Here is a 24,452-nt window from a genome sequence, read left to right on the forward strand (position 1 = left end):
CCCGGGTCTCGTCGGCCCCTGTGGCCGGGGCCCCGCCGGAGCGACCCTCGAAGAAGGCACGACGAGGAGGTGTTCCGCGATGGGCACCACGAAGTGGCTGTGGCGGTGGCGGAGCAATCCGCTGCGGCGGCACGAGGACGTCGTCGAGGCATGGGTCGTCCTGGCCGTCTGCGTGATCGTCGCCTTCGCCGGTGCCGTGGTCGCCCTGCTGACGGCCCGCGGCGCCGAGCACGCGTTCGCTCAGGAGCGCGCCCACGGGCACGCCGTCCGAGCGGTCCTCCTCGCCGACGCGCCACACGGTGTCACCGCGCGCTGGTCGGCCGACGACCGTGTCGAGGTCCCGGTGCGCTGGACGGCTCCCGACGGGACCTCCCGTAGCGGACGGACGCCGGTGGACGGTGGCCTGAAGGCCGGAGCCCCGGTGACGGTCTGGCAGGACGACCGGGGCCGGCTCACGCTCTCACGGCCGACGGGCCGCACCGAGGGCCACGTCGAGGCCGCTCTCTTCGGTGCCGCTGCGGCCCTCGCCGTCGCGGCTCCGGTCCTCGGCGCGGGCGCTGTCGCGCGAGCACGGCTCGACCGGCGTCGCATGGCCCGCTGGGAACAGGAATGGGACGCGGTGGGCCCGCTGTGGGGCCCGAAGACGGGATGAACCGTCCCCCGCACCGGCACGGCCGTCCCCGGCGGGCGAGCCGGCGGGCCTTGGCAGGCGGGCCGGAGGATGGAGGCGAGGTGCATTGAACGAGACGCTGTCCCTCGGCCGGATCGCCGGCGTACGGGTCGGCCTGCACTGGAGCGTCCTGGTCATCGTCGCCCTGGTGACGGTCGTCCTCGCGCGGGGTGAGTTCCCCGCCGCCCATCCGGGCCACTCCGCCGTGCGGTACTGGGCTCTCGCTCTGCTGACCGCTGTCGTCTTCCTCGTCTCGCTGCTGGCGCACGAGCTGGCGCACGCCGTGGTCGCCCGCCGCAACGGCGTGCAGGTCGACGGCATCACCCTGTGGATGCTGGGCGGCGCCGCGCGCCTGCACAGCGAGGCCGCGACCCCGGCCGCGGAGCTGCGCATCGCCGTCGTGGGTCCGCTCACCAGTCTGCTGGCCGGTGGTGTCCTCGCGGGTGTCGCCGCCGCGCTGGGCGCGCTGCACACCTCCGGGCTGGTGGTCGAGGCGGTCGCCTGGCTCTCCGCGATCAACATCCTGCTGGCGGTGTTCAACGCGCTGCCCGCCGCCCCGCTCGACGGCGGACGGCTGCTGCGCGCGTACCTGTGGCATCGCACCGGCGACCGGCTGCGGGCCACCCGAGGCGCCTCCGCGGCGGGCCGGGCGCTGGGCTGGTTCATGGTGCTGACCGGCTTCGCGGCCGTGCTGTTCGGTCACCACCTGTCCGGTCTGTGGCCCGCTCTGATCGGCTGGTTCCTCATCGGCGCGGCCACCGCGGAAGCCCGCCAGGCCGAGACGCGGAGCGTGCTGGGCGGTGTCCCGGTCAGTCGTGTCATGACTCCGCACCCGGTCACGGTTGCGGAGACGGCGACCCTCGGCGGCTTCCTGGCCGAGGGTCCCTTCGGGCATTACCGCCACTCGGCCTTCCCCGTGCTGGCCGCGGACGGCTCGGTGGTCGGGCTGCTCACCGTGCGGCGTGTCGAGGCGACGCCGGCCCAGGCGCGGGCGAGTACGACGGTCGGCGAGGTGATGCGTCCTCTCGACGAGGTCGTCGTCGCCGCGCCCGGGGAGCCGGTGCTCGACCTCCTGCCCCGGCTGGAGGCGAGTCCCGTGCGTCGCGCGGTGGTCCTGGACGAGGGACGCCTCGTCGGCATCCTCACCGTCGCCGACGTCACCCGGGCTCTCGCATGGCCGGCCGGGCCCTCGCGGACCCGGCCGGGGAGCACCGGCCCGCCGCCCTGACGTGCGGGCGGGTCCGGCGGACTCCGGTACGACGGCCACGGCGGGCCGTGTGGCGCGGTGCCCCGTGGGCGACCGGCCGAGCCCGGGCCCGAGGCGGCCCTGGCGGCGCCGGGCCCCGACGACGACCGGCAGGTCGGCTGCGCGGTACACCACCGGCAGGGCGTCGCGGGTGAAGCGCTCGATCGTACGGCGTTGCACCCGCGAGCCGGCCGGGGTGTCCCGCACCGCCCCCTCCGTGGCTTCCGCGGCTCGCCGCTCCCGTCTCACGGACGGACCGGTACCCCGGTGATCAGCGGAAGCGGTCCCGCAACGGTGCGACCGGGGCGCTCCCCGTCGGCGGTGACGACGGCTCCGAGGTCCGCGGGTCCGCCGAAGACCCGTGCGGCTGATGCCTTCACGGGGTGCCTCTGCTGGGGGCGGCGGCTCAGCCGTGCGCGACGACCGCGACGGGGGCGGTGATGTGGTGCAGGGCCGAGTGCGTGACATGGCCGATGTGGGCACCGAGGAAGCCCGTGCGGATACGCCGGCCGACGACCACGAGGGAGGCGTCCCGGGACTCGTTGACGAGGACCTGGGCCGCGCTGCCGCACCGGCTCGCCTCGATCACCTCGACGTCCGGGAACTTCTGCCGCCAGGGACGCAGCACCTTGCCCAGGAGGGAGACCTGTCCGCGCTCGAGGGTGTCGTGGAGTTCGGCGTCCCCGGGGAAGCGGTAGAAGGGCCTGGGGGGCTCGGGCCAGGCGTGGACCGCCCGCAGAGCGGCCTTCCGGCGGGCGGCGGCGTCGAAGGCGAATTCCAGCAGCGTGTCGTCCGGGTCCTCGATGTCGAGGCCCAGCACGACGGGGCGGTACGGCGTCACGGCGGAGGGCGCGCCCGCCGGGTCGGCCCTGTGCTCGTCGGCGGCCCGTTCCCGCGCCCGGACGAGCACTACGGGACGCTCGGCACGGGCCACGACCCCCAGACTCACGGACCCGACCAGGAAACCGCCGAGCCCGCCGAGGTTCCGCGAGCCCAGGACCAGCAGTTCGGCGAAGCCCGCCGCCTCGCACAGGACGTCGGCCACGGTCCCCGTGAGCTGCTCGGTGGTCACTTCGAGGCCCGGATGACGAAGTCGGAGGCCGTCGGCGGACTCGTGCGTCAACCGCCGCGCCCATCGCCGGTAACTCTCCAGGTCCAGCAACGGGGTGCGGGCCACGTACCGGGGCGTCGGCTCCTGGACGTGCACGATCTTCAGGGGCAGGCCGCGCAGCAGCGCTTCGCGAGCCGCCCACTCGGCCGCGGCCCGGCTGTCGGGCGAGTCGTCGAGGCCGACGGTGACGGTGCGGGACATGGTGTTCACCTCCCGGTGTGAGGGTTCCGCCATCAGCGTGGCGCCGCGACGCCGACCGTGTCAGGGGCCACCCGGCCCGTCCGGGGACCGACCGACCCCCTGCGGCGCCGTGACCCGACGGGCCCCGGAGGCCGGGCGGGCGCCTGCCCGGGCCTGGGCTCCGCCCTCGCGCACGGCAAGGGGACCCGGTGGCCGCGGGGGACACGGCCGCCGGGTGGCCGGGGCCGGTCGGCCCCGGCGCGGCCGCACCACTGGGTGACCACCGGTGACCAGGGCATGCGGCGGTGTGCCGGCGTCGCCGGATCGAGGTCGCCGTGCCCCGGACGCACAGCTGCACCGGGCGTGACCTCGTCCGGGTGCTCCCGCTCGACGGCCGACGGGCCGTACGGCGCGGCCTGACCGGACTCCTCGGTTCCGAACGGGACATCGGCCGTGGTCGGCGACGCGTGCGTCGGACTCGCACGGGGCCACGCCCCGCGGCCGCACATGGCCGTGCTCGGCGTCCGCCTGCCCGACGGTGACGGTGCTCGGCGACGGGCGGATCGAGGGCTCCGACCCTTGTCGGCGGTACGCACCGTCACCTGCGGGCAGTCGGACCCGGGCCCGGCGACGACCGTCCGGCTCACGCTCTCCCCGTGCGCCGGACCGCCGCCGTCCCGGTCCGCACCGCTCCGACCGGGCCCGTGGACCACTTCTCCCGCCGAGACACCTCTCCCACCGGAAGCAGACGGGATCAGGCCGGGGTGAGCAGGTTCTTCACCTCGACGACATCCGTGATCCCCGCCACCTCCGCCACCAGCCGGTCCAGTGACGCCGGAGGCATCCGCCCGGTCAGCTCGACGATGCCGTCGTGCACGGTCACCACGACGTCCTCCCTGTCCCCCGGGGGGCAGCACGCCGCGATCCTCTCCTCGACCTCCGTCCGGATGCCGGCGTCGTCCCTGATGAGCGAGTCCAGCAGCGCGTCGCGGCGCACCATGCCCACCAGGCGGCCATCGCGGTCGGTGACAGGCATCCGCTTCAGCCGGGACAGGGCGGCGAGCCAGGCCGCCTCGGCAACCGTCGCACCCGGCAGCACGGTGATCGCGGGACTCGTCATCAGGTCTGCGGCCAGGTCGCCACGGGCCTTGCCTTGGATGCGACGCTCACGCAGCCTGCCGATCCGGCCGGGCCGGTGACCGGACGCCTCGAAGGCGGCCTTGGCCAGCAGGTCGGACTCCGAGACCACACCGATCACATGGCCCTCGGCATCCACCACGGGGAGCACGCTCGTGTGCTCGCGGGCCAGCGAACGGGCGATGTCGCGGTACGGCAGGTCCTCGCGCAGGGACGCGGCGGGTACGTCCATCACGTCCCTCACCAGACGCGGTCCCGGCTCGGTCGGGGAAGCGGCGGGGGAGGCGGATGGCGCCGTGCGCGGAGCGGAAGAAGGCGCGGAGCGGCCCGCGGTACTGGGTGGGGCCGTCGCGACCCGCGGCTCCGCGCCCGCGTGCCTGGCGGCGGCGGTGGCGGCGGCACCCAGGTAGCGGAGCAGCGTGTCCTGCCGTGCTGTCTCACCGGGGCTCGGGGGGCGGGAAGGGGCGTCCCGCCGCGCCTCAGCCTCCGCGGAGAAGTTGTCGTGCCCGTTCACGGCGGCCTCCTTGACTGCGTCGCGTCTCCTGCGTCCACGTTGCCTGCGTCCCAGTCTTCCGCCCCTGCCGCCCGTGCCAAGAGCCGAACGGCCCTGCCGGAAAGGCGTGAGGGCCCTATCCGGTGCGGACCTGGACAGCAACCGTGAAACTGGAGGAAGAGCCGACCGGCAGGAGGCCGCGGATGAGTTTGCGGGACTTTCTGGAGCGGTTCCGCCCGGCCGGTACGCCGGGAGCGTCCGCGTCCGGCGTACCGGCCGACCGTGCGGCGGAACGGGCCGCGGAACTGGAGCCCGCCCTCGCCGGCCTGGCTGACGTGCAGCGGGAGGCGGCACGGATCCGGGCCGTCGCCGAGCAGGAGGCCGGGGCCCTGCGACGCGACACCGCGCGAGAGGCGGCACGGATCGTCGATGCCGCCCGGGAGCGCGTCCCCGAGGTTCGCCGATGGGCCGCGGAGCCCCTCCTGCGGGCGGCGCGGCAGGAGGCGGACGCCCTCCGCGCGGCCGGGGACCGCACCGCCACGGCGATCCTTGGGCGGGCCCTCGACAACATGCCGCGCCTGGTGGATCTCGTCGTGGCCGACGCCCTGCGCCCGGTGGGCGGGAAGGGGAAGGGGCCATGAGTGCCGGGTGGGTCGCCGGGGCGGTGCGCGCCAAGGCCCTCGTCAGCCGGTGTCCGGGGATCGACGGGGCACGGGAGATCGCGCGTGGCCCGACACTCGACGACGCCCTGCGACGTCTGGCGACCACGCCCTACGCCGGATACACGCGGCCGGCGGCGGATCTGCGCCATGCCCAGCGGGCGGTGTCGGCCACCCTGCTCTGGCACCTGAGGGTGCTGGCCGGCTGGCTGCCCGGCGGCGGTGCCCGCCTGCTGGTTCCGCTCGCCGCCGGGTTCGAGATCGCCAACGTGGCCGCCCGGCTCACCACTCCCGGCGGTGGCCGCGCGGAGGCCCCGGACCCCTACCGGCTCGGCGCACTGGAGACCGCCTGGCGAAGTCTCGAGCGCGCCCGTACACCCGCCGGGATCCGGGCAACGCTCGCGGCCTCGCCCTGGGGCGACCCGGGCGCCGACACGCCGTGGGCCCTGGTCACCGGCATGCGGATGAGCGCCGCGCGCCGCACCGCCGTCGCCGTACGGCCCGCGGGTCGCTGGGCCCGCGGACGCGCCGTCCTCCTGGCGGCCCGGGAGGTGTTCGTGCACCACCGCTCCCTCCCGGAGCCCGTCCTGCGCGACGCGACGCGGCTGCTCGGGAGCCGGGCGACGGCCGCCGTCACGTACCGGGAGTTCCGCGAGCGGCTGCCCTCGTCGGCGAGCTGGGCCCTGGAGGGCGCCGACGAGCCGGGCGAGCTGTGGCGGGCGGAGGCCCGCTGGTGGCGGACGGTCGGGTCGGACGGCGCGGCACTGCTGCGTGAGGGACGGTACGGTCCCCGGGTGGTCGTCGGGGCGGTGGCGCTGCTGTCCGTGGACGCCTGGCGGGTTCGGGCGGCGCTGGGATCGGCGGCGCGCGGCGGACGGCCCGGGGACGTGTTCGATGCCCTGGTCTGAGGTGGTGGCTCCGGTCCGGATGCGCCGTGTGGCGGTGGTCGTCCCGCAGGCCGCCCTGCGGGATGCCCTGGTACGGATCGCCGAGGAGGGTTGCGTGGAGCTGGACCGCGCCGAAGAGGCGGCTCCCGGGGCGGCGGCCGTACGGCTGCGGCGGTTGCGGGGAGCCGGTGCTGCGGGCGGGCCCGACAGCCCCGCGACAGCGGTCCTGGCCGTTGCCGCGCCCGACCTCGACCTGCTCGAACGCCGCGCGGACGCCGCGCAGCTGGCGGGTGAGGCCCAGTTGGAGGAGCGTGCGGGAGGGGCGGTACGACGGGGAGAGGTGGCCGCGCTGGCCGGGTGGTGTCCGGCCGCCGAGGTACCCCGCGTCGCAGGCCGCCTGGCCGCCGCGGGAGGCGCGCTGCTGCCGCTGCCGTACCCGCCCGGGACCGATCCGCCGACGCTGCTGCGGCCGGGCCGGGCCGCCTCCTTCACCCCGTTGGTGACGACATACGGGACGCCCGCCTACAGGGACATCGATCCCACGTGGCCCGCGGGCCTCGCCTACCTCGCGATGTTCGGGGTCATGTTCGGCGACGTGGGGCACGGGGCGTTGCTGGTGCTCGGCGCGGTCGCGGTGCGCTCCGGGTGGCCGCGCCGGTGGGCCGGGCCGGGCCGGTGGTGGCCGTTCCTGGCGGCCGCGGGCGTCGCCTCCATGCTGGCGGGCGCCGCGTACGGCGAGTTCTTCGGGCCGACGGGGCTGCTGCCGGTGCTGTGGCTGAGCCCGCTGGCAAGTCCCACCCGTCTGCTGGCGGCCGCCGTGGTGTCCGGTGCCGTTCTGCTCGCCCTCGCACACGCCGCCGGGGCGGTGAACCGGGTGCGTGAGGGCGGCTGGGGCGCGGGGCTGTACGCGGCGTCCGGCTGTGCCGGGCTGCTGTTCTACCTGGGTCTCGCTCTGGCCGCGGCGGGCCTTGTCCTGCATCGGCGGGCTCCGGCCTCCGCCGGAGCGGCACTTGCCGTGACCGGGCTGGCACTGGTGGCGTTCGGCCTGTTCCGGGCAACCGACGGCGGCGGTCCGGGACTCGCCGAGACGGCGGTGAGACTGTTCGACGTCGTCGTACGGACCGGCACCAACACCCTGTCGTTCGCCCGGCTGGCCGCCTTCGGCCTGACCCATGCCGCCCTCGCGGATCTCGTGTGGCGCGGGACCACCGGCCTGGCCGGGCGCGGCGCCGCCGGGGTCGTGGGCGCCGCCCTGCTGTTCACCGTGGGCACCGCCGTCTCCTTCGGTCTGGAAGCGCTGGTGGCCGGTGTGCAGGCACTGCGGCTGGAGTTCTACGAACTCTTCTCCCGGCTGTTCGGGACGGAGGGCCGCCCGTTCTGTCCCTGGCACGTTCCCCCGGCGGAGGAGCCCGCCGATCCCGCTGTGAAGGTGATCCCATGCTCACCTGGCTGATCGTCCTGCCGGTCCTGGCCGTGGTCGTCGGCGCCGCCCGGTTGCTGCGCCGGCGCCGGGCCGGACACGCCTTCCGCTGGCTCCTGGCAGTGGACCTCGCCCTGCTGGGCGGTGCCCTCGTCGTCCTCGCCACGGCGCTGACGGGGCCGGCCCATGCATCGGCGCGGGCCGCCGCGTCCGGTGGGGTCAACGGGTCCGCCCTGATCGGGGCGGCCGTCGCGGTGGCCGGCGCGTCCATAGGAGCCGCGATCGCCGTCGCCTACACGGGCGCCGCGGCGCTGGCCGCGCTGAGCGAACGACCGGAGATGTTCGGCCGGGCGATGGTGATCGTCGGTCTGGCGGAGGGCATCGCGGTGTACGGACTGGTGGTCGCGGTGCTGCTGATCGGAAAGGCATGACGGTGGGCACCGTGGCCGCCATCGGCACCTGGACCGAGGTGTCCGGTCTGGCTCTCGCCGGGGTCGACGTCCTCGTCGCGGAGGATCCGGACGCCGTCCGCGACGCCTGGCGGACACTGCCCGGGACGGTCGGTCTGGTGATCCTCACGGTCGAGGCCGCCGAGGCGCTGGGCGGCGCGGACACGGCGCCGGCTCCGGCCCGGCCGCTGACGGTGGTGATGCCCGGATGACCACGTCGGGGGACGCGCTGCGCCCCGTCCGTACCGAACTGCTGCGCGCGGCACGGGCCTCGGCCGACGCGGTCCGGGCGGGTGCGCGCACCGACGCGGAGGAGACCTTGCGCTCGGCCCGCGCCACGGCCGAGGCCGAGCTGTGCCGAGCCCGGGAGCTCGGCAGGGCCGACGGCGCCGCCGAGGCGGCGCGGGAACGGGTGCGGGCGGTCCAGGACGCCTGGGCGGCGGAACTCGCGGCCCGTGCCGAGGCCCACGCGGCCTTGAGGGACGCGGTCCGGGCGAGGGTGCGGGCGGAGTTCGCGCAGGACGCGTCCCTGCGGTCGCGCTGCGCGGAGCTGGCACGGGAGCTGCTGGGCCCGCGGGCGACGGTCACGGCCTCCGCGGGTGGAGGGGTGGCGGCCGAGGTGCCCGGGCGACGGGTCGACCTGTCGGCGGTCGCCCTGGCCGATCGTGCCCTGGACCGGCTGGGCGTCCGTGCCGAGGCGCTGTGGGATCCGGCATGAACCCTTCCCCGGAGCCCACGCCGGACGGGCCGGTCACGCCGGACGGGCCGGTCACGCCGGACGCGCCGGACGGGTCGCAGGAGCCAGTCCCGCCCGACGGGCCGGATGCGCCCGACGGGCGTACGCTCGCGCGGATCGCGCCCGGCACCGGGCCGGACTGCCCGGACCGTCCACGGATCCTCCGTGTCGCCGGCCCCCTCGTGGAGATCGTCTGCCCGCCCACGGTGGCCATGCACGACCTGGTCGTGCTGGGTGCCGCCCGGCTGCCGGGCGAGGTGGTCGCCATCCGGGGCGACACCGCCACCGTCGAGGCCTACGAGTACACCGGGGGGCTGGCCCCCGGGCACCCCGCTGAGCCCCAGGGCCGTCCCCTGTCGGTGCGGCTGGCACCGGATCTGCTCGGCGGCGTGTTCGACGGGCTGCTGCGGCCGCTGGCCGGCGTCGGCGACCTGCTCACGGCAGGCGGATCGACGACGGGTGAACCGGACCGTCGCACCCGGCCGTTCAGACCGTGCGTGGCCGAGGGGGCGCGGGTCGGGGCCGGTGACGTCCTCGGGGAGATCGGCGCGGGGGTCCCGCTGCGGCTCCTGGTGCCTCCGGACGTGTGGGGTGAGGTGAGCTGGGTCGCGGCGGCGGGCGATCACCCCTCGGAGGTCGTGCTCGCCGTGGTGGGCGGCCGGGAGGTGCGGATGGAGCAGTCCTGGCCGGTGCGCAGACCGCGACCCGTCGCACGGCGGTTGCCGGCGGACGCGCCCCTGAACACCGGACAGCGGGCCGTGGACCTGCTCTTCCCGGTGGCACGCGGTAGCACCGTCGCCGTGCCCGGCGGTTTCGGCACCGGCAAGACCATGCTGTTGCAACAGATCGCCAAGTGGTGTGACGCCGACGTCATCGTCTACGTCGGCTGCGGTGAGCGTGGCAACGAGATGGCGGATGTGATCGAGGAGTTGGAGCGGCTGACCGATCCGCGTACCGGGGGCCGTCTGGCCGAACGCACCGTGACGATAGCGAACACCTCCAACATGCCGATGATGGCCCGCGAGGCCGGCGTGCACACGGGCGCGACGGTCGCCGAGTACTTCCGCGACATGGGCCTCGACGTCGTTCTGATCGCCGACTCGACCTCCCGCTGGGCGGAGGCGCTGCGGGAGTTCGCCTCCCGCATGGGCGAACTACCCGCCGAGGAGGGCTATCCGGCGGGTCTCGCCTCACAACTGGCCGCGTTCTACGAGCGGGCCGCCGCCGTGCGCACCCTCGGCGGCGCGACCGGCTCGGTCACGGTGATCGGCGCGGTGTCCCCACCGGGCGGTGACCGCACCGAGCCCGTCACCGCGCACACCGAGCGCTTCGTGCGCTGCCTGTGGAGCCTGGACCGTGATCTCGCCTACGCACGCCACTATCCCGCGGTGTCCTGGTCGGAGTCCTTCTCCCGGGACGCCGCCGCGCTGGCCGCCGCCCATGCGCGGGCCGGTGACGCGGGGTGGGCAAAGCGGCGTGGACGTGTGGCGCGGCAGCTGGCGGAGGCGGACCGGCTGGCCGACCTCGTCGAGCTGGTCGGCATCACGGCGCTGCCGCCGCGGGAACGGATCAACGTGCTCGCCGGGCGGCTGCTGCGCGAGGCCGCGATCCAGCAGAACGCGCTGTCCCCGGCGGACGCCTTCAGCGCCCCCGAGAAGACGGCGGCCCTCGTGCAGGCCGTGGTGACGGTCGTCGACCGCTGCCTGGAACTGGTGGACTCCGGCATCCCCGCGGACGCCGTCGAAGCGGTCGACTTCGGCCCGCTGCTGCGGGCGCGCGAGAGAGCGGGGCCCGCCGAGACCGCTCCGGTCACCGCGGCCCGCGACGCCGTGCTGGCCCGCCTCAGGGAGGCGGCATGACCGGCGCCGTGGGCATCGAGTACACGAGGGTCCGGGATCTGCGCGGTCCGCTCCTGTTCGTGGAGGGGGTGAGCGGGGTGGGGTGGGACGAGTTCGCCACGATCGTCCTCGACTCCGGCGGGCGACGGCACGGCCTGGTCCTGGAAGTGGACCGCGACGTGGCGGTGGTGCAGGTCCTGGAGGACACGGCCGGCATGAACCGTAGCGGCACCCGCGTCGCCTTCTCGGGGACCCCGCTGCGGATCCCGGTCGGTGCCGGGTGGCTGGGGCGGGTGTGCAACGGGCGCGGCGCACCGACCGACGGGGGGCCGCCGGTGCTGGGCGGGTCGTACGCGGAGGTCGGTGGCGCGCCGATCAACCCGCTGCGCCGCGAACCGCCGAACGAGGCCGTACTCACCGGTGTGGGCGCCGTGGACGTGCTCACCACGCTGGTGCGGGGCCAGAAGCTGCCGGTGTTCTCGGCGGCCGGGCTGCCGCACCTGGAGCTGGCCGTGCAGACAGCGGCCCAGGCGACGTGCGGAGGGGTGCCGTTCGCCGTCGTGTTCGCCGGCATGGGGCTCACCCATGCGGACGCGGCGTTCGTCCGCGAAGGACTGGCGGCCCGCTCGGCCGCGAGGGAACTGGTCCTGTTCCTGAACACGGCGGACGACCCGGTGATCGAACGGCTGCTCACCCCGCGACTCGGCCTGACCGTCGCCGAACACCTGGCGTTCACCGAGGGCCGTCACATCCTGGTGATCATGACGGACATGACGGCTTACGCGGAGGCACTGCGCGAGGTGTCCGCCGCTCGTGGCGAGATCCCGGCCCGCCGGGCCTACCCCGGATACCTCTACAGCGACCTCGCGTCCCTCTACGAGCGCTGTGGCCGCATCAGAGGCCGGCCGGGCTCGGTGACCATCCTTCCCGTCCTCACCATGCCCGCGGGCGACATCACCCACCCCGTCCCGGACCTCACCGGCTACATCACGGAAGGCCAGATCGTGCTGTCCGCCGAAGTGCAGTCAGCAGGTGTCTATCCGCCCGTGGATCCGCTGGCCTCGCTGTCGCGGCTGATGCGCAAGGGAACCGGAGCGGGACGCACCCGCGCGGACCATCCCGCCGTCGCGGCGCAGCTGATCGCCGCGCTGGCCCGGTCCCGGCAGGTGCGGGAGCTGGCCGACCTGATCGGACGCTCGGCGCTCGGCCCGGCCGATCTGCGCCATCTGGACCTGGAGGACGCCTTCCGGCACCGGTTCCTCGCGCAGGGCGCCGATGAGAACCGGTCGCTCGACGACTCCCTGGACCGGGCCTGGGAGGTGCTGCTGACCCTGCCGCGCAGCCAGCTCGGCATGCTGCCGGCCGACCTGCTCGACGCCCACGCCCCACCGCCGGACCGGGAGGCGGGATGAGCGCGAGGGCGCGCCGGGTACCGGCCGGACGCGCCGGACGCCTGCGGATGCGGCGCAGTCTCGCCACGGCCGTGCGCGGAGCCGACCTCCTGGAACGCAAGCTCCGGCTCCTGCTGGACCGGGAGCACAGGGCACGGCGGGCGGCCGAGGACGCGGACCGGGTGTGGCGGCGGACGCTCGCCGAGGCGGAGACATGGCTGGTGCGAGGCGTGCTGCTCGGCGGCGAAGGCGCACTGGCCGGGGCAGCGCCGGCGGAACGGGCACGCGTCGACGTCCGGTGGAGCGTGCTGATGGGCGTGCGCCACCCCGCAGTGGTGAGCTGGACGGACCCCGCCCGCTCCGCGTGGGAACGGACACCGTCCAACACCGCGCTCGCCCACGCCGAGACGGCCTATCGTGCCGCGGCCCGTGCCGCGGCGGAACTCGCCGTCCACCGGGCGGCCGCGGAGCTGCTGGCCGCCGAGGCCGTACGGACCCGGCAGCGCGTCCGCGCCCTGCGCCGGCACTGGATCCCGCGGCTACGGGAAGACCTGGCCGTGGCGGAGCTGGCGCTGGAGGAGGCGGAACACGAGGAGGCGGTACGGCGCCGCTGGGCCGCCGGCCACGGCGCTCGTCGAACACGTCGGTGACCGCACGCCGATGGCGGGCCCCGGGGCCCGCCATCGGCCGCCGGTCCGGTATCAGTTGCCGTGCCGGATCTCCACGTGCCTGGCCTCCGCCTTCTCGGCCCCGAGGCCCACGCTGACGGTCAGCATGCCGTCGGTGTACTCGGCCTTGACGTCGTCCTCGTCGGCTTGCGGTGGCAGTGTGACGCTGCGACTCATCGCGCCGTACCGGATCTCGCCGTGGTTCTTCGTGACGTCCTTCTCGGTGCGTTCGGCCTCGACCGTGAGGATGCCGTCGCCGATGAGGACATCGATGTTCTCGGGCGACATGCCTGGCAGCTCCGCTCGCATCACATAGCGGCCGTCCTCCGTGTAGTCCTCGATGCGGAGCGTGTACAGGTCACCCATCGTGGGCATCGCGAACCGGGCCGGAAGGTTCTCGAACCAGTCCGACATCTCCGGGAACGCGAACCTCTGCTTACGGGACAGCGTGGTCATCGCCGTACCTCCTCGGCTGTCGTGCCACTGCCGACACCCCCAGTCCAGCGCGCACGGGCCCCTGCCGCTGAGGCCGAACAGTCCATGCTCCGGGACCTGAGGTCCCTTTCGTCCCGGGCGGAGGTAGGACATGACCATGGTCACTTCGCAGAGGCCCGGCCGGGGGTTCCTGGCCGCCGCGGGCCTGGAGCCCGCCCAGGACTTCCTGGCCCGCTACCGCGTGGAGCCCACCCCGGCCCCGTGACCTTCCTCGTCGACACCTACGACACCGACGAGGGCGTACGCGTCGCCGCCCGGGTCCTGGCCGGGCTCCGCCGTGGACCTGTCCTCGGCGAAGGTCACGGCCCCGGTCCGCGAGCAGGTCTCCCGCCGCGCCGGGCGGCCCGACGTGATCGCCCTGGCGGGGGAGGGTGCCCCCGGACCCCGCTCGGCCACTGTTGCGGACGGTCATGCGCGGCGGGCGGCGGACGCGGTCGCCGGACCACTGGCGGGACGCCCGTGAGCGGTTCCGCGAGGACCTCGAGACCCTGCCCGGCCCGGCACTCCGCTTCGAAGACCCCGAACCGCTCCTGCCGGTGTGGTCCGAGGCCCTCGCGCGGCTCACCGCCTCGGTGCGAGCCTGCTTCGGGACCCGGCTGCGCCCGGCGGGGCGCGTCACGCCCCCGGACACGGCGGTCTCCCACCCGGTCCCGCTCTCGGCGCACACGCGCTGACCGGTCCCCGCGCGGGCGGGAGGGCCGACAGGGACGGCGCGGGGACCAACGGCCCCTGGCAGGGCGACGATGCCGGGGTCTTCCATGGAATCGGCGGCGACGCCTCGACGGCACCACCGCAGCAAGGAGGCGAGGACGATGTCCGCTCCCGCACCACGGCAGGGGAACGCCCAGGCCGTCGACCCCGAGGTGACCGGCGCCCCGGCGCGCGCCCGCGTCGGTGACGAGATCATCGTACGGGGCACCTCGGCCGGAGGCATCGAGCGCGACGGCGAGATCGTCGGCCTCCACCACCCGGACGGCAGCCCGCCCCTCGACGTGCGCGAGGCCGACGGCGGACGGGTGACCCCGTACTTCCCGGGACCTGATGCCCGCATCCGTCATCTGCTGACCGGGGGTGGCCATGTCCCGGCCCGTTGATCGCCGGCCGATCGTGGTGGGCCTCGATCCTGACCCCGGCCATCGGATGGCGCCGGCCTGGGCGGCCGACGAGGCCGCCCGTCGGCGGTTGCCCCTGCGCCTGGTCCATGTCGAGGGCGTACCCACCCGGGGTTACCGCGGACGGGAGGTCCCACCGTCGTGGGAGCAGTGGAACGAGGCGCTGCACGAAGCCGGCGAGCGGGTGCTGGAGGAGGCCGCGGGCTTCGTCGCGGCCCGGCACCCCCGGCTCGAGGTGGACGTCCTGCTCGCGGAGGGGGACCCGGTGTGGGTGCTGAGCGAGCAGAGTCGCGGCGCCGCCGCCGTGGTGCTGGGATCCCGGCATCTCAGCCGCAGGCAGGAGCTGTTCGGCTCACACTCGGTGGCCCTGCCGGTCATGGCCCGTACCCGTTGCCCCGTGGTGGTCGTTCCCGAACCGGAGCACGTCACCCAGGACCCGGCGTACTTCGTCGTCGGCGTCGACGGCAGCGAACACTCCGCCACCGCGGTCGACGTGGCGTTCGAGGAGGCGGCCCTGCATGGCGCCGAGCTGCGGGCCCTGCTCGTCCGGGAGCCCGGACCGTTGCGGTTCCTCGACGAGCACGAGCCGCAGCAGGAGTGCCGCCGCCTGCTCTCCGAGATCGTGGCGGGCCGCCACGCCCGCTTCCCCGAGGTCGACCTGCGTCACGAAGTGGTCCTCGGGCATCCCGTCGAAGTCCTCACCGACGCCTCGGCACATGCGCTGGGTCTCGTGGTGGGAACCCGGGGCCGCGGGGGCTTCGCCCGCATGATGCTGGGTTCGGTCAGCCAAGGCGTTCTGCACCACGCCGCCTGCCCTGTCATCGCCGTCCCGGCACCGGGGTGAGACCTCTGTCCGGTCGAAGGGAAGCCGCCGTGACCGCACAACCTCCCGACGTGAACACCGTCACCGCACTCGTGGCGGACGCCGCCGCGGCGCCCTCGCTGCACAACACGCAGCCGTGGACCTTCCGCTACCTGCGGGACATCGGCGTCCTCCGCCTCTACGCCGACCCCAAACGCACCCTGCCGCGGACGGATCCGGAGAACCGGGGCCTGCACATCGGTTGTGGCGCCGCCCTGCTGAACCTGCGCGTGGCCGCCGCCGCGGCGGGCCTGGCGCCGCTCGTCCGCCTGCTGCCCGACCCGGCCTTCCCGGAGTTCCTCGCCGAGGCGCACCTGTGCGGCACCGGACCACCCGACGCCGCGCTCGCCCGGCTGGGTCCCACGGTCCGGCGCCGCCACTCCAGCCGGCTGCCCTTCCGCGAGGAGGACATCCCCGGCGCGGTGCGGGAGGAGCTGTCCGGAGCGGCCCGCGACGAGGGGGCCCAGCTGTTGTTTCCCGGGGCGTGGCACGTGCAATCGATCCTGGAACTGGTCCGGGACGCGGAGGACAGGGAGGCCCTCGCACCGGGCGTGCGCGAGGAAACGGCGCGCTGGACGCACACGGAGCTGCCCCATGCCGCCGGGGTGGCCGACGGCGTCCCCGGCGAGGCGTTCGGTCCCCGGCAGCGCGGCACCTCGGTTCCCGTGCGTGACTTCGCCGCCGGCCGTCCGATGCCCGGACGTGGCTGGGCACCCTTCGAGAGACACCCGAACATCGCCCTGCTGGGAACGGCCCGCGACGAGCCCGTGGACTGGCTCGTGGCCGGTCAGGCACTGGAGCGGGTACTGCTCCTGGCCACCGCGAGCGGGCTGGTCGCCTCGATCACTTCCCAGCCTCTGGAATGGCCGGAGACACGGTGGGCCGTCCGCGACCCCGTCTCGGCGATGGCGCACGTCCAGATGGTGATCCGGCTCGGTTACGGCCCCGAGGGCCCCGCGAGCCCACGGCGGCCGGTGGCCGATCTGCTCGACGTTCTCTGAACAGCCCCCATCGGACCGCATCGGGCACCGGGGAGTGGTCGTATGAAGGTATCCGAGGTGATGACCGCTCCTCCCGTGTGCGTCGGACTCCACGTCCCCCTGGTCGAGGTGACCCGGCGGATGGCCGAGCGCGCCGTCGGGTCCGTCCTCGTGGTCGAGGACGGGGTGCTGCGCGGCATCGTCACCGACCGCGACCTCGCCGTGCGCGGCATGGGCGGCGGCCTGGAACCGAAGGTATCGGTGGACGCGGTCATGTCGCCCCGGGTCGTCACGGTGGAAGCCACCGACGACCTGGAGGTGGCCTACCGGACGTTCCGCCGCGCGGGGGTCCGCCGTCTCCCGGTCCTGGACGCGGGCCGGGTGGTGGGCGTGCTGACGATCGACGACCTGTTCCTCGACGTCTTCCGGCGCCTGTCCGACCTCCTGGGTCCGGTGGCCTGGAGCGTCTCGCAGGAGCCGCCAGGCCCCCCCTGCCGACACCGGGGCACCGGATGAGCCCTGAACCCGGACGGCGGGGGACGGCCGTTCTCCGTGCGGGCGGACCTCCGGCGGGCGTCAGGACGGCGGCGCCGCCGCACCGGCGAGATGCCCCCACCTCGTCCGTCCTCACTCTGCCCGCGGCGGACGCCCTCGTCGCCCTGGGAAGCTCCCCCCGCGGTCTCACATCGGCCGAGACAGTCGCGCGGCGGGACCGCTTCGGCCTCAACGAGCTGCCCGGCGTGGGCCGAGGTCAGGCGTGGCGTCGGCTGGTCGCGCAGTTCACCGACCTCTTCGCCGTGGTCCTGCTCGTCTCCTCGGCGATCACGTTGCTCGCGTACTGGCTGGGGCGGCCCCGGGACCCGGCCACCCTCCAACTGGCCCTGGCGATTCTCGGCGTGGTGCTGTTGAACGCGGGCATCGGTTTCGCGCAGGAGTACTCCGCCGAACGCACCGCCGAGTCCCTGAAGGCGATGGTGCCGCACACCTGCCGCGTGCTGCGCGACGGAGAGCGACGCGAGCTGTCCGCGCGGGAGCTGGTGCCGGGCGACGTGGTGATCCTCGACGCCGGGGACGCGGTGCCTGCCGACTGCCGGTTGATCGAGGCCCAGGAAGCCGCGGTCAACAACGCCGCGCTCACCGGTGAGAGCGATCCCGTCGCCCGCGTTGCCGAACCCGTACCGCCGGGGCCTTTGCCGGAGGCCCGCAACTGCGTCTTCATGGGCACCGACCTGGTCGCCGGCACGGTCAAGGCCGTCGTGTTCGCCACGGGGACGTCCACCGAGTTCGGTCGGATCTTCCGACTGGCCGCCGCCGCGCCGAGGCAGAGGACCCCGTTGCAACGGCAGGTCGCCGTCATGGCCCGCCGGGTGGCGGGCGTGGCGCTTGCGACCGGCGCCGTCCTGTTCGTGGTGCGCGTGCCCAGCGGTCAGCCGTTCGTCGACACGTTCGTCTTCTCCCTCGGTGTGATGGTCGCCCTGGTCCCGGAGGGGCTGCCGGCCACGCTCTCCGTCTCGCTCGCGATCGGTGTCCGCCGCATGGCGCGTCGGCACGCGCTGGTCAAGCAACTGCTCGCGGTGGAGGCACTCGGCTCGACCAGCGTGATCTGCACCGACAAGACCGGCACCCTCACCCAGGCCGAGATGACCGTCGTGCGGCTGTGGGCGGACGGGGTGTCCCACACCGTGACCGGCGTGGGGTACGCGCCTGACGGCGGGATCACCGACGCGGGGCCCGTGCGAGAGCTGCTGCGGGCGGCGGCTCTGTGCGGCAACGCACGGCTGGTACCGCCGAGTGGGCGGGACGCGTGGCGGGTGCTCGGAGACACCACCGAGGGGGCCCTGCTGGTGGCCGCCCGGAAGGCCGGCCTGGATCCGGCGCAGGAGGAGATACGCACCCCCCGGGTGGCGGAGCATCCCTTCGACTCCGCGCGCAAGCTCATGAGCACCGTGCACCGCGGCGGCGACGGCAGGTTCTTCGCCTACGTCAAAGGCGCACCGCTCGAACTGCTCGCCCGCTGCGATGCCATCGACCGCGGGGGCGCGACGACACCGCTGTCCGACGCGGCCCGCGCCGAGGTGGCGGCGGCCGCGGACGGTATGGCCGCACAGGGCCTGCGCGTACTCGCCGTCGCCCGGCGGCAGGTGGCCGTCCCCCGGCCGCCGCTCGGAGAGGTCGAGTCGGACCTGACGCTGCTGGGTCTCGCCGGGATGTACGACCCTCCCAGGCCCGAGGTGCGCGACGCGGTGGACGCGTGCCGGCGGGCCGGGATCCGCATCGTCATGGTCACCGGAGACCATCCCCTCACCGCGGAGGCCGTCGCCCGCCGCGTCGGCATCGTGCGCGATCCGGCCCCGACCGTGGCGACGGGCACCCGGTTGGACGCACTGGACGACAGCGGTCTGGACACCCTGCTGACCGGCTCCGGCGAACTACTGCTCTGCCGGGTCAGTCCCGAGCACAAGATGCGGGTGGTCACCGCGTTGCAGCGGCACGGCGAGGTCGTCGCCGTCACCGGCGACGGGGCCAACGACGCCCCGGCCCTCAAACACGCCGACATCGGCGTCGCCATGGGCGCCTCCGGCACCGACGTCGCCCGCGAGGCCGCGGTGATGGTGCTGCTCGACGACTCCTTCGCCTCCATCACCACCGCTGTCGGGCTGGGCCGCTCGGTGTACCGCAACATCCGCAAGTTCCTGATCTACCTCTTCAGCCACAACATCGCCGAACTCGTACCGATCCTCGCCGCGACCTTCGCCGGGTTCCCGCTGGTGCCGATCACGGCCGTGCAGATCCTCGCCATCGACCTCGGCTCGGACGTACTGCCCGCCCTGGCGCTCGGTGCGGAACCGATGGAGCCCGACGTCATGGACAGCCCGCCGAGGCCCCGCCACGAGCGACTCTTCTCGACGTCCGTCATGGGCCGCATCCTCTTCCTCGGCGGCATCCAGGCCCTCGGCGTGTGCGCCGTCTTCTTCTGGCACATCCATGCCTCGGGCATCCCCTACGCCGACTTCACCAAGGACGATCCCGTCTACCGCGAGGCGATCACCATGGTTCAGGCCGGCATCGTCGTCAGTCAGTTCTTCAACGCGCTCGCCGTGCGCACCGACCGGCAGAGCGTGTTCCGGGCCGGTCTGCTGACCAACCCCTGGCTACTGGCCGCCGGCTGCTTCGGCATCGGATTGATGGCCGCCGTCAGCTACACGCCACCGCTCCAGGCGGTCTTCCACACCGCGCCGCTGGCCCCCGCCGACTGGGCGGTCCTGGCCGCGTTCGGAGCGCTGCTGCTGGCCGCCGAGGAGCTCAGGAAAGGGGTGCTGCGGCACCGGAGAACACAACCGAAGGGAGGAAGCCGATGAAGGTGATCATCGCGGGCTGCGGCCGAGTCGGGGCCACCCTGGCCACGCGGCTCGTCGCCGAAGGCCACGACGTGCGGCTCGTCGACCGCCAGCCGAAAGCGCGGCGGATGTTGTCACCGGGCTTCCCTGGCGCTTTCCACGTGGGCAACGGTTTCAGCCGCTCCGTGCTGGAGACGGCCGGAATCACCCACGCGGACGTCTTCGTCGCGGTCACGTCCGGGGACAACAGCAACATCGTCAGCGCGCGGACCGCGAAGGAGACGTACCGGGTCCCCATCGTCCTTGCCCGCATCCACGACCCGCGCAGGGCCGACATCTACCGGGAACTGGGCATCCCGACGATCTCCAGCGTCCGCTGGGCCGTCAACCGCATCCACCAGATGCTGCTGCACCGCCACCTCACCCCCGAACTCACCTTCGGCAACGGCGAGACGCTCCTCGTGCGCTCCCAGCTGCCTTCCTACCTCAGCGGACGACAGACCACCGAGTTCGATGTCGACGGCGAGATCCGCGTCGTGGAGATCACCCGTGCCGGTCGTTCACTGCTGCCCGCCCACGGTGTCCTGGCCGAGCCCGGCGACCTGGTCACCTTCAGCGTCGCGGCCACGGCGCTGGGCCGGCTGAGCGGCTTTCTGGACAAGGAGCTGGGAACGTGAAGGTCCTGATCGCCGGCGCAGGCCGACTCGGCACCCAGATCGCCCAGGTGTTGTCCGTCGCTCGCAACGAGGTCACCCTCGTCGAGTACGACGACGACCGTGTGGCCGAACTCGGCGATCTGCCGCATGTGCGCGTCGTGGCCGGGGACGCCTGCGAGCCGGCGCTCCTGGAGCACGCGGGAGCACTCGCCTGCGACCTCGTGATCGCCGCCACCGGCCGCGACGAGGACAACCTCGTCATCAGCCTCCTGGCCAAGCGGCAGTTCGGAGTGGGGCGGGTGGCCGCGCGCGTCAACGAGGAGGAGAACACCTGGCTCTTCGACGAGCGGTGGGGCGTGGACGTGGCCGTGCCGACGGCCACCCCGCTGATCTCCCTCATCGTGGAGGCCACCGGCGCCACGGACACGGTGGCGCTGCTCCGGCTGAGCAAGGCGGGCGTCGAGGTCATCGAGACCGCGATCACGGACGAATCCCGGGCGGTGGGGCACAGGCTCGGTGAGATCGAGCTGCCCGCCGGCACCGTGGTCGCCACCGTCGTGCGCGCGGGCCGGCCCACGGTCCCGGGCCCCGAGGTGCGGCTGCTCCCCGGCGACGAGCTCCTGCTCGTGTCGCACGAGGCGACCGAGCGGGAGATCCACGCGGCATTCCAGTGAGCGGCTCCACTCGGTCCGGGGCCCCGGGTCACCGCTCAGCGGAACGCACGATCACCACCGGGCAGCTCGCGTGCTGCGACACGTGCTGACTGACAGAGCCGAGCAGGGCACGCGCGAACCCGCCCCTGCCCCGGCTGCCCACCACCAGGACCTCGGCTCCTTCGGCGGCCCGCAACAGGACATCGGCGGCGTTGCCGTGCACCACCTGCGTCCGCACCGAGCCCGCGGCCTCCGCGCCGAGCACCTCGGCCAGCTCCTGGGTCATCTTCCGACGGGTCTCGTCCTCGTCGACCTGCATGTCGACGGCGGGACCGGACCAGCCGTACAGGCCCGGCAGCTCCCACACCGCGACGGCCTCCACCCTGCCCCCGACCTGGTCGGCGTAGCGCACGGCCCAGCGCAGGGCTTCGTACGAGGAGTGCGATCCGTCGACGCCGACCACCACCCGTGGCTTCGAGACCTCCGTGTCCATGCGTCCCACTCTCCTCCGGTGTCCGTCCCCACGCAGCCGGTGCGCCCTCGTTCTCCACGCTGTACGTCCATGGCGGTCGGGCGCCTCGTCGGCCGGTCGTCCTCGTTCCGCCGGGCAAGCCGGGCCTGCCTCGAACGCGCTCACCGCCGTCCGGGTACGACCGCGACGGGGCACTGCGCGTGGTGGAGGAGGACATGGCTCACCCAGCCGAGCTGGAACGCGAGGTGCCCCGTTCCGCGCCGTGCTCCGACGATCACCAGATCCGCGGCCGCCGACCGGTCCACGAGGATCCTGCCGGCCGGTCCCTCAAGGGCTGCCGGCCGCGTTCGGACATGCGGGTGCTCGGCGCTCGCCGCCTTGAGCAGCGCATCGATCAGGGCGGAGGCGTTCTCCTCGCAGGTGTCCGCCGGTCCGCCGGGGCGCAACCGGTCGCCGTCCCTGTCGTAGGCGGGCCTGCGCCAGGCCCGCACGACGTCGAGGACGCATCCGCGCACCTCGGCCTCACGGAAGGCGAAACGCACGGCCTCCGTGCTGGTGCCGGCGTCGCCCAGGCCGAGCAGGATCCGCTCGTGCGCACCCTCCAGGCCCGCACGATCGCCCCGGACCACGACGACCGGACAGTGCGCCCGGGCGGCTACGCCGAGTCCGACCGATCCCAGCAACAGGCCCTTGATCTCACCACGACCGCGCGAACCGGTCACCAGAGCGAACGCCTCGTCGCCCGCGCGCACCAGAGCGTCCACCGCGTCCTTGGGCACGATGCCGGTGGTGACCTTCACATCCGGGTTGCGCCCTTCGGCACGTTCGGCCGCCGCGGCCACGATGTGCTCGGCCAGTACCTGTTCGGAGGGCCGCCTCCAATCCCCCGGGGGAAGGCCCGCCTCGTAGCGCACCCACAAGGAGGCGTACACCAGCCTGAGCGGGACACCATGGCGGGCGGCTTCGTCCACGGCCCAGTCGACCGCCGGCAGGGACGAGTCCGATCCGTCCACGCCCACCACCAGAGGAAGTGCCATCGTCCCCACCGCCTTCCAAGGGACCACCGCAAGCGTGCGCCTGGGGTGTGCACTTCACCGTCGCACTCCGTGTCGGCGGTCGCGAGGGCGCTACGGCCCGCACGGGAGGACCTTCGGCCCCCTACCCCTCGTGCTCCGGTCCGCAGGCCCGCCGGACGGAAGCGGCGACCTGGTCGATCAGGGCAGGGAGCGCCGACCGCGCCGCTTCGCTCAGGGGCGCGCCGAGGGCGACGTCCGCCACCTCCATGGCGTGCACCACGAGCCCCTGCGGCAGCCGCCCGAGTGCCTCTGCCAGGGCGAGGCACTCGCCGAGGCCGAGCGCATGGGTACTCGCCGTGGCCGCTGTCCGGTCGGCCGCTTCCGTCGCCGTCAGGGTGTGCAGCGCCCCCGGCCGGGCCGGCCGGGGGCGGAGGGCTTCCACCACGACGACCGTGTCCGCGCCGCGCCACAGGTCGAGCATGCGTGCGGGTTCGCCGTCGCTGACCGCCAGGACGGTTCCGCCCGGGAGGCGGCCCCGCAGCGCCTCCACCGCCGCCGGACCGACCCCGTCGTCACCGCGCAGCGGATTGCCCACACCGATCACCACGACCCGGCCGTTCACAGACGCTCCACGGTCACGTCGAGGAAGTGGGTGGCGCAGGAGATGCAGGGGTCGTGGTTGCGGATGGCCCGTTCACACAGACGGGTGAGTTCCTCGTCGTCGGCGGCGGGCCCGGCCGTTGCCAGTCGTGCCTGGACCGCCCCGCGCACGTCCTCCTCGACGGCCCCCTGGTTCTGGGCCGTGGGCGGGATGATGCGGGCCTCGGCGATCGAGCCGTCCCCCGTGAGGGCGTAGCGGTGGTACAGCAGCCCACGGGGCGCCTCGGTGGCTCCGGTGCCGGTCCCTCGGCGCGGTGGGACGTCGACGGCCGGGCGGGAAGGCCGTTCATAGCCGTCGATGATCCGCAGGGCTTCCTCGACGGCCTGGACCACTTCGACGGCGCGCACGACGATGCTGCGGAAGGGGTTGTCGCACACGGCGCCGCGCTCCGGGTCGCCCAGCCCGGCGTGCCGCGCCGCCTCGGCGGCCACGGGGTGGAGCCAACGGCCGTTGATCGCGTAACGAGCCAGCGGACCGGTCAGGTGGCGGCGGCCGTCGAGAGTGGCCGTCAGGGCGGTGGAGTGCGGCACCTGCGCTTCCTCGACGTGCTGTTCGAAGTCGGCCAGGGGGAACCCGCGCGGCGCCGGGCCAGGGCCCTGGGCGGACACGACGGCCGGTGTTCCGGAGTCGATGGCGTAGCGGCCGGGGTCGCGCAGTGCGAGCAGGTCGTGGTCGTACATGGTGTCGGGGAAGTCGAACGCCGCCACCCAGCGGACGGTCTCCAGCGCGTCATCACGGGCTTGACGCAGCCGTTCCGCCAGCGGGCGCAGTTCCTCCGGCGCCGGTGTCCGGTAGAAGCCGCCGATCCGGACGTTGACCGGATGGATGGGACGGCCGCCGAGCTGTTCGAGGATCGCGTTGCCGGTCTGTTTGATGCGCAGGCCACGTTCGACGGCGGCGCGCTGGTGGCGGGCGAGTTCCACGACGTCCGCGTACCCGAGGAAGTCCGGTGCGTGCAGCAGGTGGATGTGCAGGGTGTGGCTCTCGATCCACTCGCCGCAGTACAGCAGGCGGCGCAGGTCCGCCAGCGGGCCGTCCACCGTGACACCGCAGGCGTCCTCGATCGCCCGGCAGGCGCTCATCTGGTAGGCGACCGGGCAGATGCCGCAGATACGGGCGGTGATGTCCGGAGGCTCGGTATGGCCCCGGCCGGTCAGGAACGCCTCGAAGAAGCGGGGCGGTTCGTAGATGCGCAGCCGTGTCTCGGCGACCGTGTCTCCCTCGACGCGCAGGTGGAGGGCGGCCTCGCCTTCCACCCTGGCCAGCGCGTCCAGTCGCAGGACGCGGGTTCCGCGATGGTTCATGCGAGCCTTTCCGGGCGG

The 24,452-nt window shown here is 74.2% G+C and carries 25 protein-coding genes and 1 pseudogene; 19 read left to right on the forward strand and 7 right to left on the reverse strand.

The window, feature by feature from the left end; translation table 11 throughout:
* Window positions 1-79 precede the first annotated feature (79 nt).
* Window positions 80-652, forward strand: coding sequence for a hypothetical protein (locus IF37_RS0105210; RefSeq protein ID WP_030736843.1), 573 nt, complete (start codon window positions 80-82; stop codon window positions 650-652).
* 85 nt (window positions 653-737) lie between these two features.
* Window positions 738-1,898: a site-2 protease family protein gene (locus tag IF37_RS0105215; RefSeq protein ID WP_052844979.1), complete on the forward strand. Its 1,161-nt coding sequence runs from the start codon at window positions 738-740 to the stop codon at window positions 1,896-1,898.
* A gap of 424 nt (window positions 1,899-2,322) precedes the next feature.
* Here IF37_RS0105215 and IF37_RS0105220 read toward each other — a convergent pair whose 3' ends face one another.
* Together IF37_RS0105220 and IF37_RS0105225 are read right to left on the reverse strand one after the other, a co-directional pair.
* A complete protein-coding gene (locus IF37_RS0105220; RefSeq protein ID WP_030736848.1) occupies window positions 2,323-3,228 on the reverse strand; it encodes a universal stress protein in 906 nt (301 codons plus the stop codon).
* Between the two features lie 733 nt (window positions 3,229-3,961).
* Window positions 3,962-4,576 carry a CBS domain-containing protein gene (locus IF37_RS0105225; protein WP_253915646.1) on the reverse strand — a complete coding sequence of 205 codons (615 nt, stop codon included), beginning with the start codon at window positions 4,574-4,576 and terminating at the stop codon, window positions 3,962-3,964.
* A gap of 464 nt (window positions 4,577-5,040) precedes the next feature.
* Here IF37_RS0105225 and IF37_RS0105230 point away from each other — a divergent pair, with 464 nt between their 5' ends.
* The 9 genes from IF37_RS0105230 to IF37_RS0105270 are packed head-to-tail and all read left to right on the forward strand — an operon-like array spanning window position 5,041 to window position 12,867.
* Window positions 5,041-5,478, forward strand: a complete 438-nt coding sequence (locus IF37_RS0105230) for a hypothetical protein (RefSeq protein ID WP_253915647.1) — start codon at window positions 5,041-5,043, stop codon at window positions 5,476-5,478.
* Entirely contained in the window at window positions 5,475-6,404 is a 930-nt protein-coding gene (locus IF37_RS0105235; protein WP_030736857.1) for a hypothetical protein, read from the forward strand. The genes IF37_RS0105230 and IF37_RS0105235 overlap by 4 nt, the downstream gene beginning before the upstream one ends.
* Window positions 6,391-7,836 (forward strand): V-type ATPase 116kDa subunit family protein, encoded by a 1,446-nt coding sequence (locus tag IF37_RS0105240; protein ID WP_173456728.1) that lies wholly within the window; start codon window positions 6,391-6,393, stop codon window positions 7,834-7,836. Before IF37_RS0105235 ends, IF37_RS0105240 begins: the two co-directional genes overlap by 14 nt.
* Window positions 7,821-8,234: an ATP synthase subunit C gene (locus IF37_RS0105245; RefSeq protein WP_030736863.1), complete on the forward strand. Its 414-nt coding sequence runs from the start codon at window positions 7,821-7,823 to the stop codon at window positions 8,232-8,234. Before IF37_RS0105240 ends, IF37_RS0105245 begins: the two co-directional genes overlap by 16 nt.
* On the forward strand, window positions 8,231-8,464 hold the full coding sequence (locus IF37_RS0105250) for a hypothetical protein (RefSeq protein ID WP_030736866.1): 234 nt from the start codon (window positions 8,231-8,233) through the stop codon (window positions 8,462-8,464). Before IF37_RS0105245 ends, IF37_RS0105250 begins: the two co-directional genes overlap by 4 nt.
* The gene (locus tag IF37_RS40695; protein WP_052844980.1) at window positions 8,461-8,970 is read left to right on the forward strand and encodes a hypothetical protein; all 510 of its coding nucleotides are present in this window, start codon (window positions 8,461-8,463) and stop codon (window positions 8,968-8,970) included. The genes IF37_RS0105250 and IF37_RS40695 overlap by 4 nt, the downstream gene beginning before the upstream one ends.
* Window positions 8,967-10,847, forward strand: a complete 1,881-nt coding sequence (locus IF37_RS0105260) for a V-type ATP synthase subunit A (protein WP_079165565.1) — start codon at window positions 8,967-8,969, stop codon at window positions 10,845-10,847. The genes IF37_RS40695 and IF37_RS0105260 overlap by 4 nt, the downstream gene beginning before the upstream one ends.
* Window positions 10,844-12,238 (forward strand): V-type ATP synthase subunit B, encoded by a 1,395-nt coding sequence (locus IF37_RS0105265; protein ID WP_030736872.1) that lies wholly within the window; start codon window positions 10,844-10,846, stop codon window positions 12,236-12,238. Before IF37_RS0105260 ends, IF37_RS0105265 begins: the two co-directional genes overlap by 4 nt.
* On the forward strand, window positions 12,235-12,867 hold the full coding sequence (locus IF37_RS0105270; RefSeq protein ID WP_253915648.1) for a V-type ATP synthase subunit D: 633 nt from the start codon (window positions 12,235-12,237) through the stop codon (window positions 12,865-12,867). Before IF37_RS0105265 ends, IF37_RS0105270 begins: the two co-directional genes overlap by 4 nt.
* A gap of 51 nt (window positions 12,868-12,918) precedes the next feature.
* Here IF37_RS0105270 and IF37_RS0105275 read toward each other — a convergent pair whose 3' ends face one another.
* The gene (locus IF37_RS0105275; RefSeq protein ID WP_030736878.1) at window positions 12,919-13,341 is read right to left on the reverse strand and encodes an Hsp20/alpha crystallin family protein; all 423 of its coding nucleotides are present in this window, start codon (window positions 13,339-13,341) and stop codon (window positions 12,919-12,921) included.
* 225 nt (window positions 13,342-13,566) lie between these two features.
* Between IF37_RS0105275 and IF37_RS41575 the strand changes: the two are divergent.
* The 8 genes and pseudogenes from IF37_RS41575 to IF37_RS0105325 form a co-directional block, all read left to right on the forward strand.
* Window positions 13,567-14,054, forward strand: a pseudogene (locus tag IF37_RS41575) (hypothetical protein); the annotation flags it as partial.
* A 138-nt stretch (window positions 14,055-14,192) separates the two neighbouring features.
* Window positions 14,193-14,474 (forward strand): DUF1918 domain-containing protein, encoded by a 282-nt coding sequence (locus IF37_RS0105295; protein WP_030736887.1) that lies wholly within the window; start codon window positions 14,193-14,195, stop codon window positions 14,472-14,474.
* Window positions 14,458-15,336: a universal stress protein gene (locus tag IF37_RS41580; protein ID WP_030736889.1), complete on the forward strand. Its 879-nt coding sequence runs from the start codon at window positions 14,458-14,460 to the stop codon at window positions 15,334-15,336. The genes IF37_RS0105295 and IF37_RS41580 overlap by 17 nt, the downstream gene beginning before the upstream one ends.
* A 29-nt stretch (window positions 15,337-15,365) precedes the next feature.
* On the forward strand, window positions 15,366-16,355 hold the full coding sequence (locus IF37_RS0105305) for a nitroreductase (protein WP_030736893.1): 990 nt from the start codon (window positions 15,366-15,368) through the stop codon (window positions 16,353-16,355).
* Window positions 16,356-16,397: 42 nt separating this feature from the next.
* A complete protein-coding gene (locus IF37_RS0105310; protein WP_030736895.1) occupies window positions 16,398-16,850 on the forward strand; it encodes a cyclic nucleotide-binding/CBS domain-containing protein in 453 nt (150 codons plus the stop codon).
* Entirely contained in the window at window positions 16,847-19,693 is a 2,847-nt protein-coding gene (locus IF37_RS0105315) for a cation-transporting P-type ATPase (RefSeq protein WP_301540306.1), read from the forward strand. The genes IF37_RS0105310 and IF37_RS0105315 overlap by 4 nt, the downstream gene beginning before the upstream one ends.
* Window positions 19,690-20,349 carry a TrkA family potassium uptake protein gene (locus tag IF37_RS0105320; protein ID WP_030736901.1) on the forward strand — a complete coding sequence of 220 codons (660 nt, stop codon included), beginning with the start codon at window positions 19,690-19,692 and terminating at the stop codon, window positions 20,347-20,349. The genes IF37_RS0105315 and IF37_RS0105320 overlap by 4 nt, the downstream gene beginning before the upstream one ends.
* Entirely contained in the window at window positions 20,346-21,002 is a 657-nt protein-coding gene (locus tag IF37_RS0105325) for a TrkA family potassium uptake protein (RefSeq protein ID WP_030736905.1), read from the forward strand. Before IF37_RS0105320 ends, IF37_RS0105325 begins: the two co-directional genes overlap by 4 nt.
* Window positions 21,003-21,030: 28 nt before the next feature.
* On the opposite strand, the gene IF37_RS0105330 is transcribed toward IF37_RS0105325, so the two are convergent.
* The 4 genes from IF37_RS0105330 to IF37_RS0105345 form a co-directional block, all read right to left on the reverse strand.
* Window positions 21,031-21,474: a universal stress protein gene (locus IF37_RS0105330; protein WP_030736908.1), complete on the reverse strand. Its 444-nt coding sequence runs from the start codon at window positions 21,472-21,474 to the stop codon at window positions 21,031-21,033.
* Window positions 21,475-21,614: 140 nt separating this feature from the next.
* Window positions 21,615-22,490, reverse strand: a complete 876-nt coding sequence (locus IF37_RS0105335; protein WP_030736911.1) for a universal stress protein — start codon at window positions 22,488-22,490, stop codon at window positions 21,615-21,617.
* Window positions 22,491-22,611: 121 nt separating this feature from the next.
* Complete coding sequence (locus IF37_RS0105340) at window positions 22,612-23,091, reverse strand: hydrogenase maturation protease (RefSeq protein ID WP_030736914.1); 480 nt, start codon at window positions 23,089-23,091, stop codon at window positions 22,612-22,614.
* A complete protein-coding gene (locus IF37_RS0105345; protein WP_030736917.1) occupies window positions 23,088-24,434 on the reverse strand; it encodes a Ni/Fe hydrogenase subunit alpha in 1,347 nt (448 codons plus the stop codon). The genes IF37_RS0105340 and IF37_RS0105345 overlap by 4 nt, the downstream gene beginning before the upstream one ends.
* Window positions 24,435-24,452: the final 18 nt, after the last annotated feature.

Source organism: Streptomyces sp. NRRL S-31 (genome assembly GCF_000718775.1).
Lineage (GTDB): Bacteria > Actinomycetota > Actinomycetes > Streptomycetales > Streptomycetaceae > Streptomyces.

Excerpts from the sequence above, each read along its gene's own strand:
- IF37_RS0105210 (WP_030736843.1), top strand. The coding sequence starts at position 80 with ATGGGCACCACGAAGTGGCTGTGGCGGTGGCGGAGCAATCCGCTGCGG.
- IF37_RS0105220 (WP_030736848.1), bottom strand. The coding sequence starts at position 3,228 with ATGTCCCGCACCGTCACCGTCGGCCTCGACGACTCGCCCGACAGCCGG.
- IF37_RS0105225 (WP_253915646.1), bottom strand. The coding sequence starts at position 4,576 with ATGGACGTACCCGCCGCGTCCCTGCGCGAGGACCTGCCGTACCGCGAC.
- IF37_RS0105230 (WP_253915647.1), top strand. The coding sequence starts at position 5,041 with ATGAGTTTGCGGGACTTTCTGGAGCGGTTCCGCCCGGCCGGTACGCCG.
- IF37_RS0105235 (WP_030736857.1), top strand. The coding sequence starts at position 5,475 with ATGAGTGCCGGGTGGGTCGCCGGGGCGGTGCGCGCCAAGGCCCTCGTC.
- IF37_RS0105240 (WP_173456728.1), top strand. The coding sequence starts at position 6,391 with ATGCCCTGGTCTGAGGTGGTGGCTCCGGTCCGGATGCGCCGTGTGGCG.
- IF37_RS0105245 (WP_030736863.1), top strand. The coding sequence starts at position 7,821 with ATGCTCACCTGGCTGATCGTCCTGCCGGTCCTGGCCGTGGTCGTCGGC.
- IF37_RS0105250 (WP_030736866.1), top strand. The coding sequence starts at position 8,231 with ATGACGGTGGGCACCGTGGCCGCCATCGGCACCTGGACCGAGGTGTCC.
- IF37_RS40695 (WP_052844980.1), top strand. The coding sequence starts at position 8,461 with ATGACCACGTCGGGGGACGCGCTGCGCCCCGTCCGTACCGAACTGCTG.
- IF37_RS0105260 (WP_079165565.1), top strand. The coding sequence starts at position 8,967 with ATGAACCCTTCCCCGGAGCCCACGCCGGACGGGCCGGTCACGCCGGAC.
- IF37_RS0105265 (WP_030736872.1), top strand. The coding sequence starts at position 10,844 with ATGACCGGCGCCGTGGGCATCGAGTACACGAGGGTCCGGGATCTGCGC.
- IF37_RS0105270 (WP_253915648.1), top strand. The coding sequence starts at position 12,235 with ATGAGCGCGAGGGCGCGCCGGGTACCGGCCGGACGCGCCGGACGCCTG.
- IF37_RS0105275 (WP_030736878.1), bottom strand. The coding sequence starts at position 13,341 with ATGACCACGCTGTCCCGTAAGCAGAGGTTCGCGTTCCCGGAGATGTCG.
- IF37_RS0105295 (WP_030736887.1), top strand. The coding sequence starts at position 14,193 with ATGTCCGCTCCCGCACCACGGCAGGGGAACGCCCAGGCCGTCGACCCC.
- IF37_RS41580 (WP_030736889.1), top strand. The coding sequence starts at position 14,458 with ATGTCCCGGCCCGTTGATCGCCGGCCGATCGTGGTGGGCCTCGATCCT.
- IF37_RS0105310 (WP_030736895.1), top strand. The coding sequence starts at position 16,398 with ATGAAGGTATCCGAGGTGATGACCGCTCCTCCCGTGTGCGTCGGACTC.
- IF37_RS0105315 (WP_301540306.1), top strand. The coding sequence starts at position 16,847 with ATGAGCCCTGAACCCGGACGGCGGGGGACGGCCGTTCTCCGTGCGGGC.
- IF37_RS0105320 (WP_030736901.1), top strand. The coding sequence starts at position 19,690 with ATGAAGGTGATCATCGCGGGCTGCGGCCGAGTCGGGGCCACCCTGGCC.
- IF37_RS0105330 (WP_030736908.1), bottom strand. The coding sequence starts at position 21,474 with ATGGACACGGAGGTCTCGAAGCCACGGGTGGTGGTCGGCGTCGACGGA.
- IF37_RS0105335 (WP_030736911.1), bottom strand. The coding sequence starts at position 22,490 with ATGGCACTTCCTCTGGTGGTGGGCGTGGACGGATCGGACTCGTCCCTG.
- IF37_RS0105345 (WP_030736917.1), bottom strand. The coding sequence starts at position 24,434 with ATGAACCATCGCGGAACCCGCGTCCTGCGACTGGACGCGCTGGCCAGG.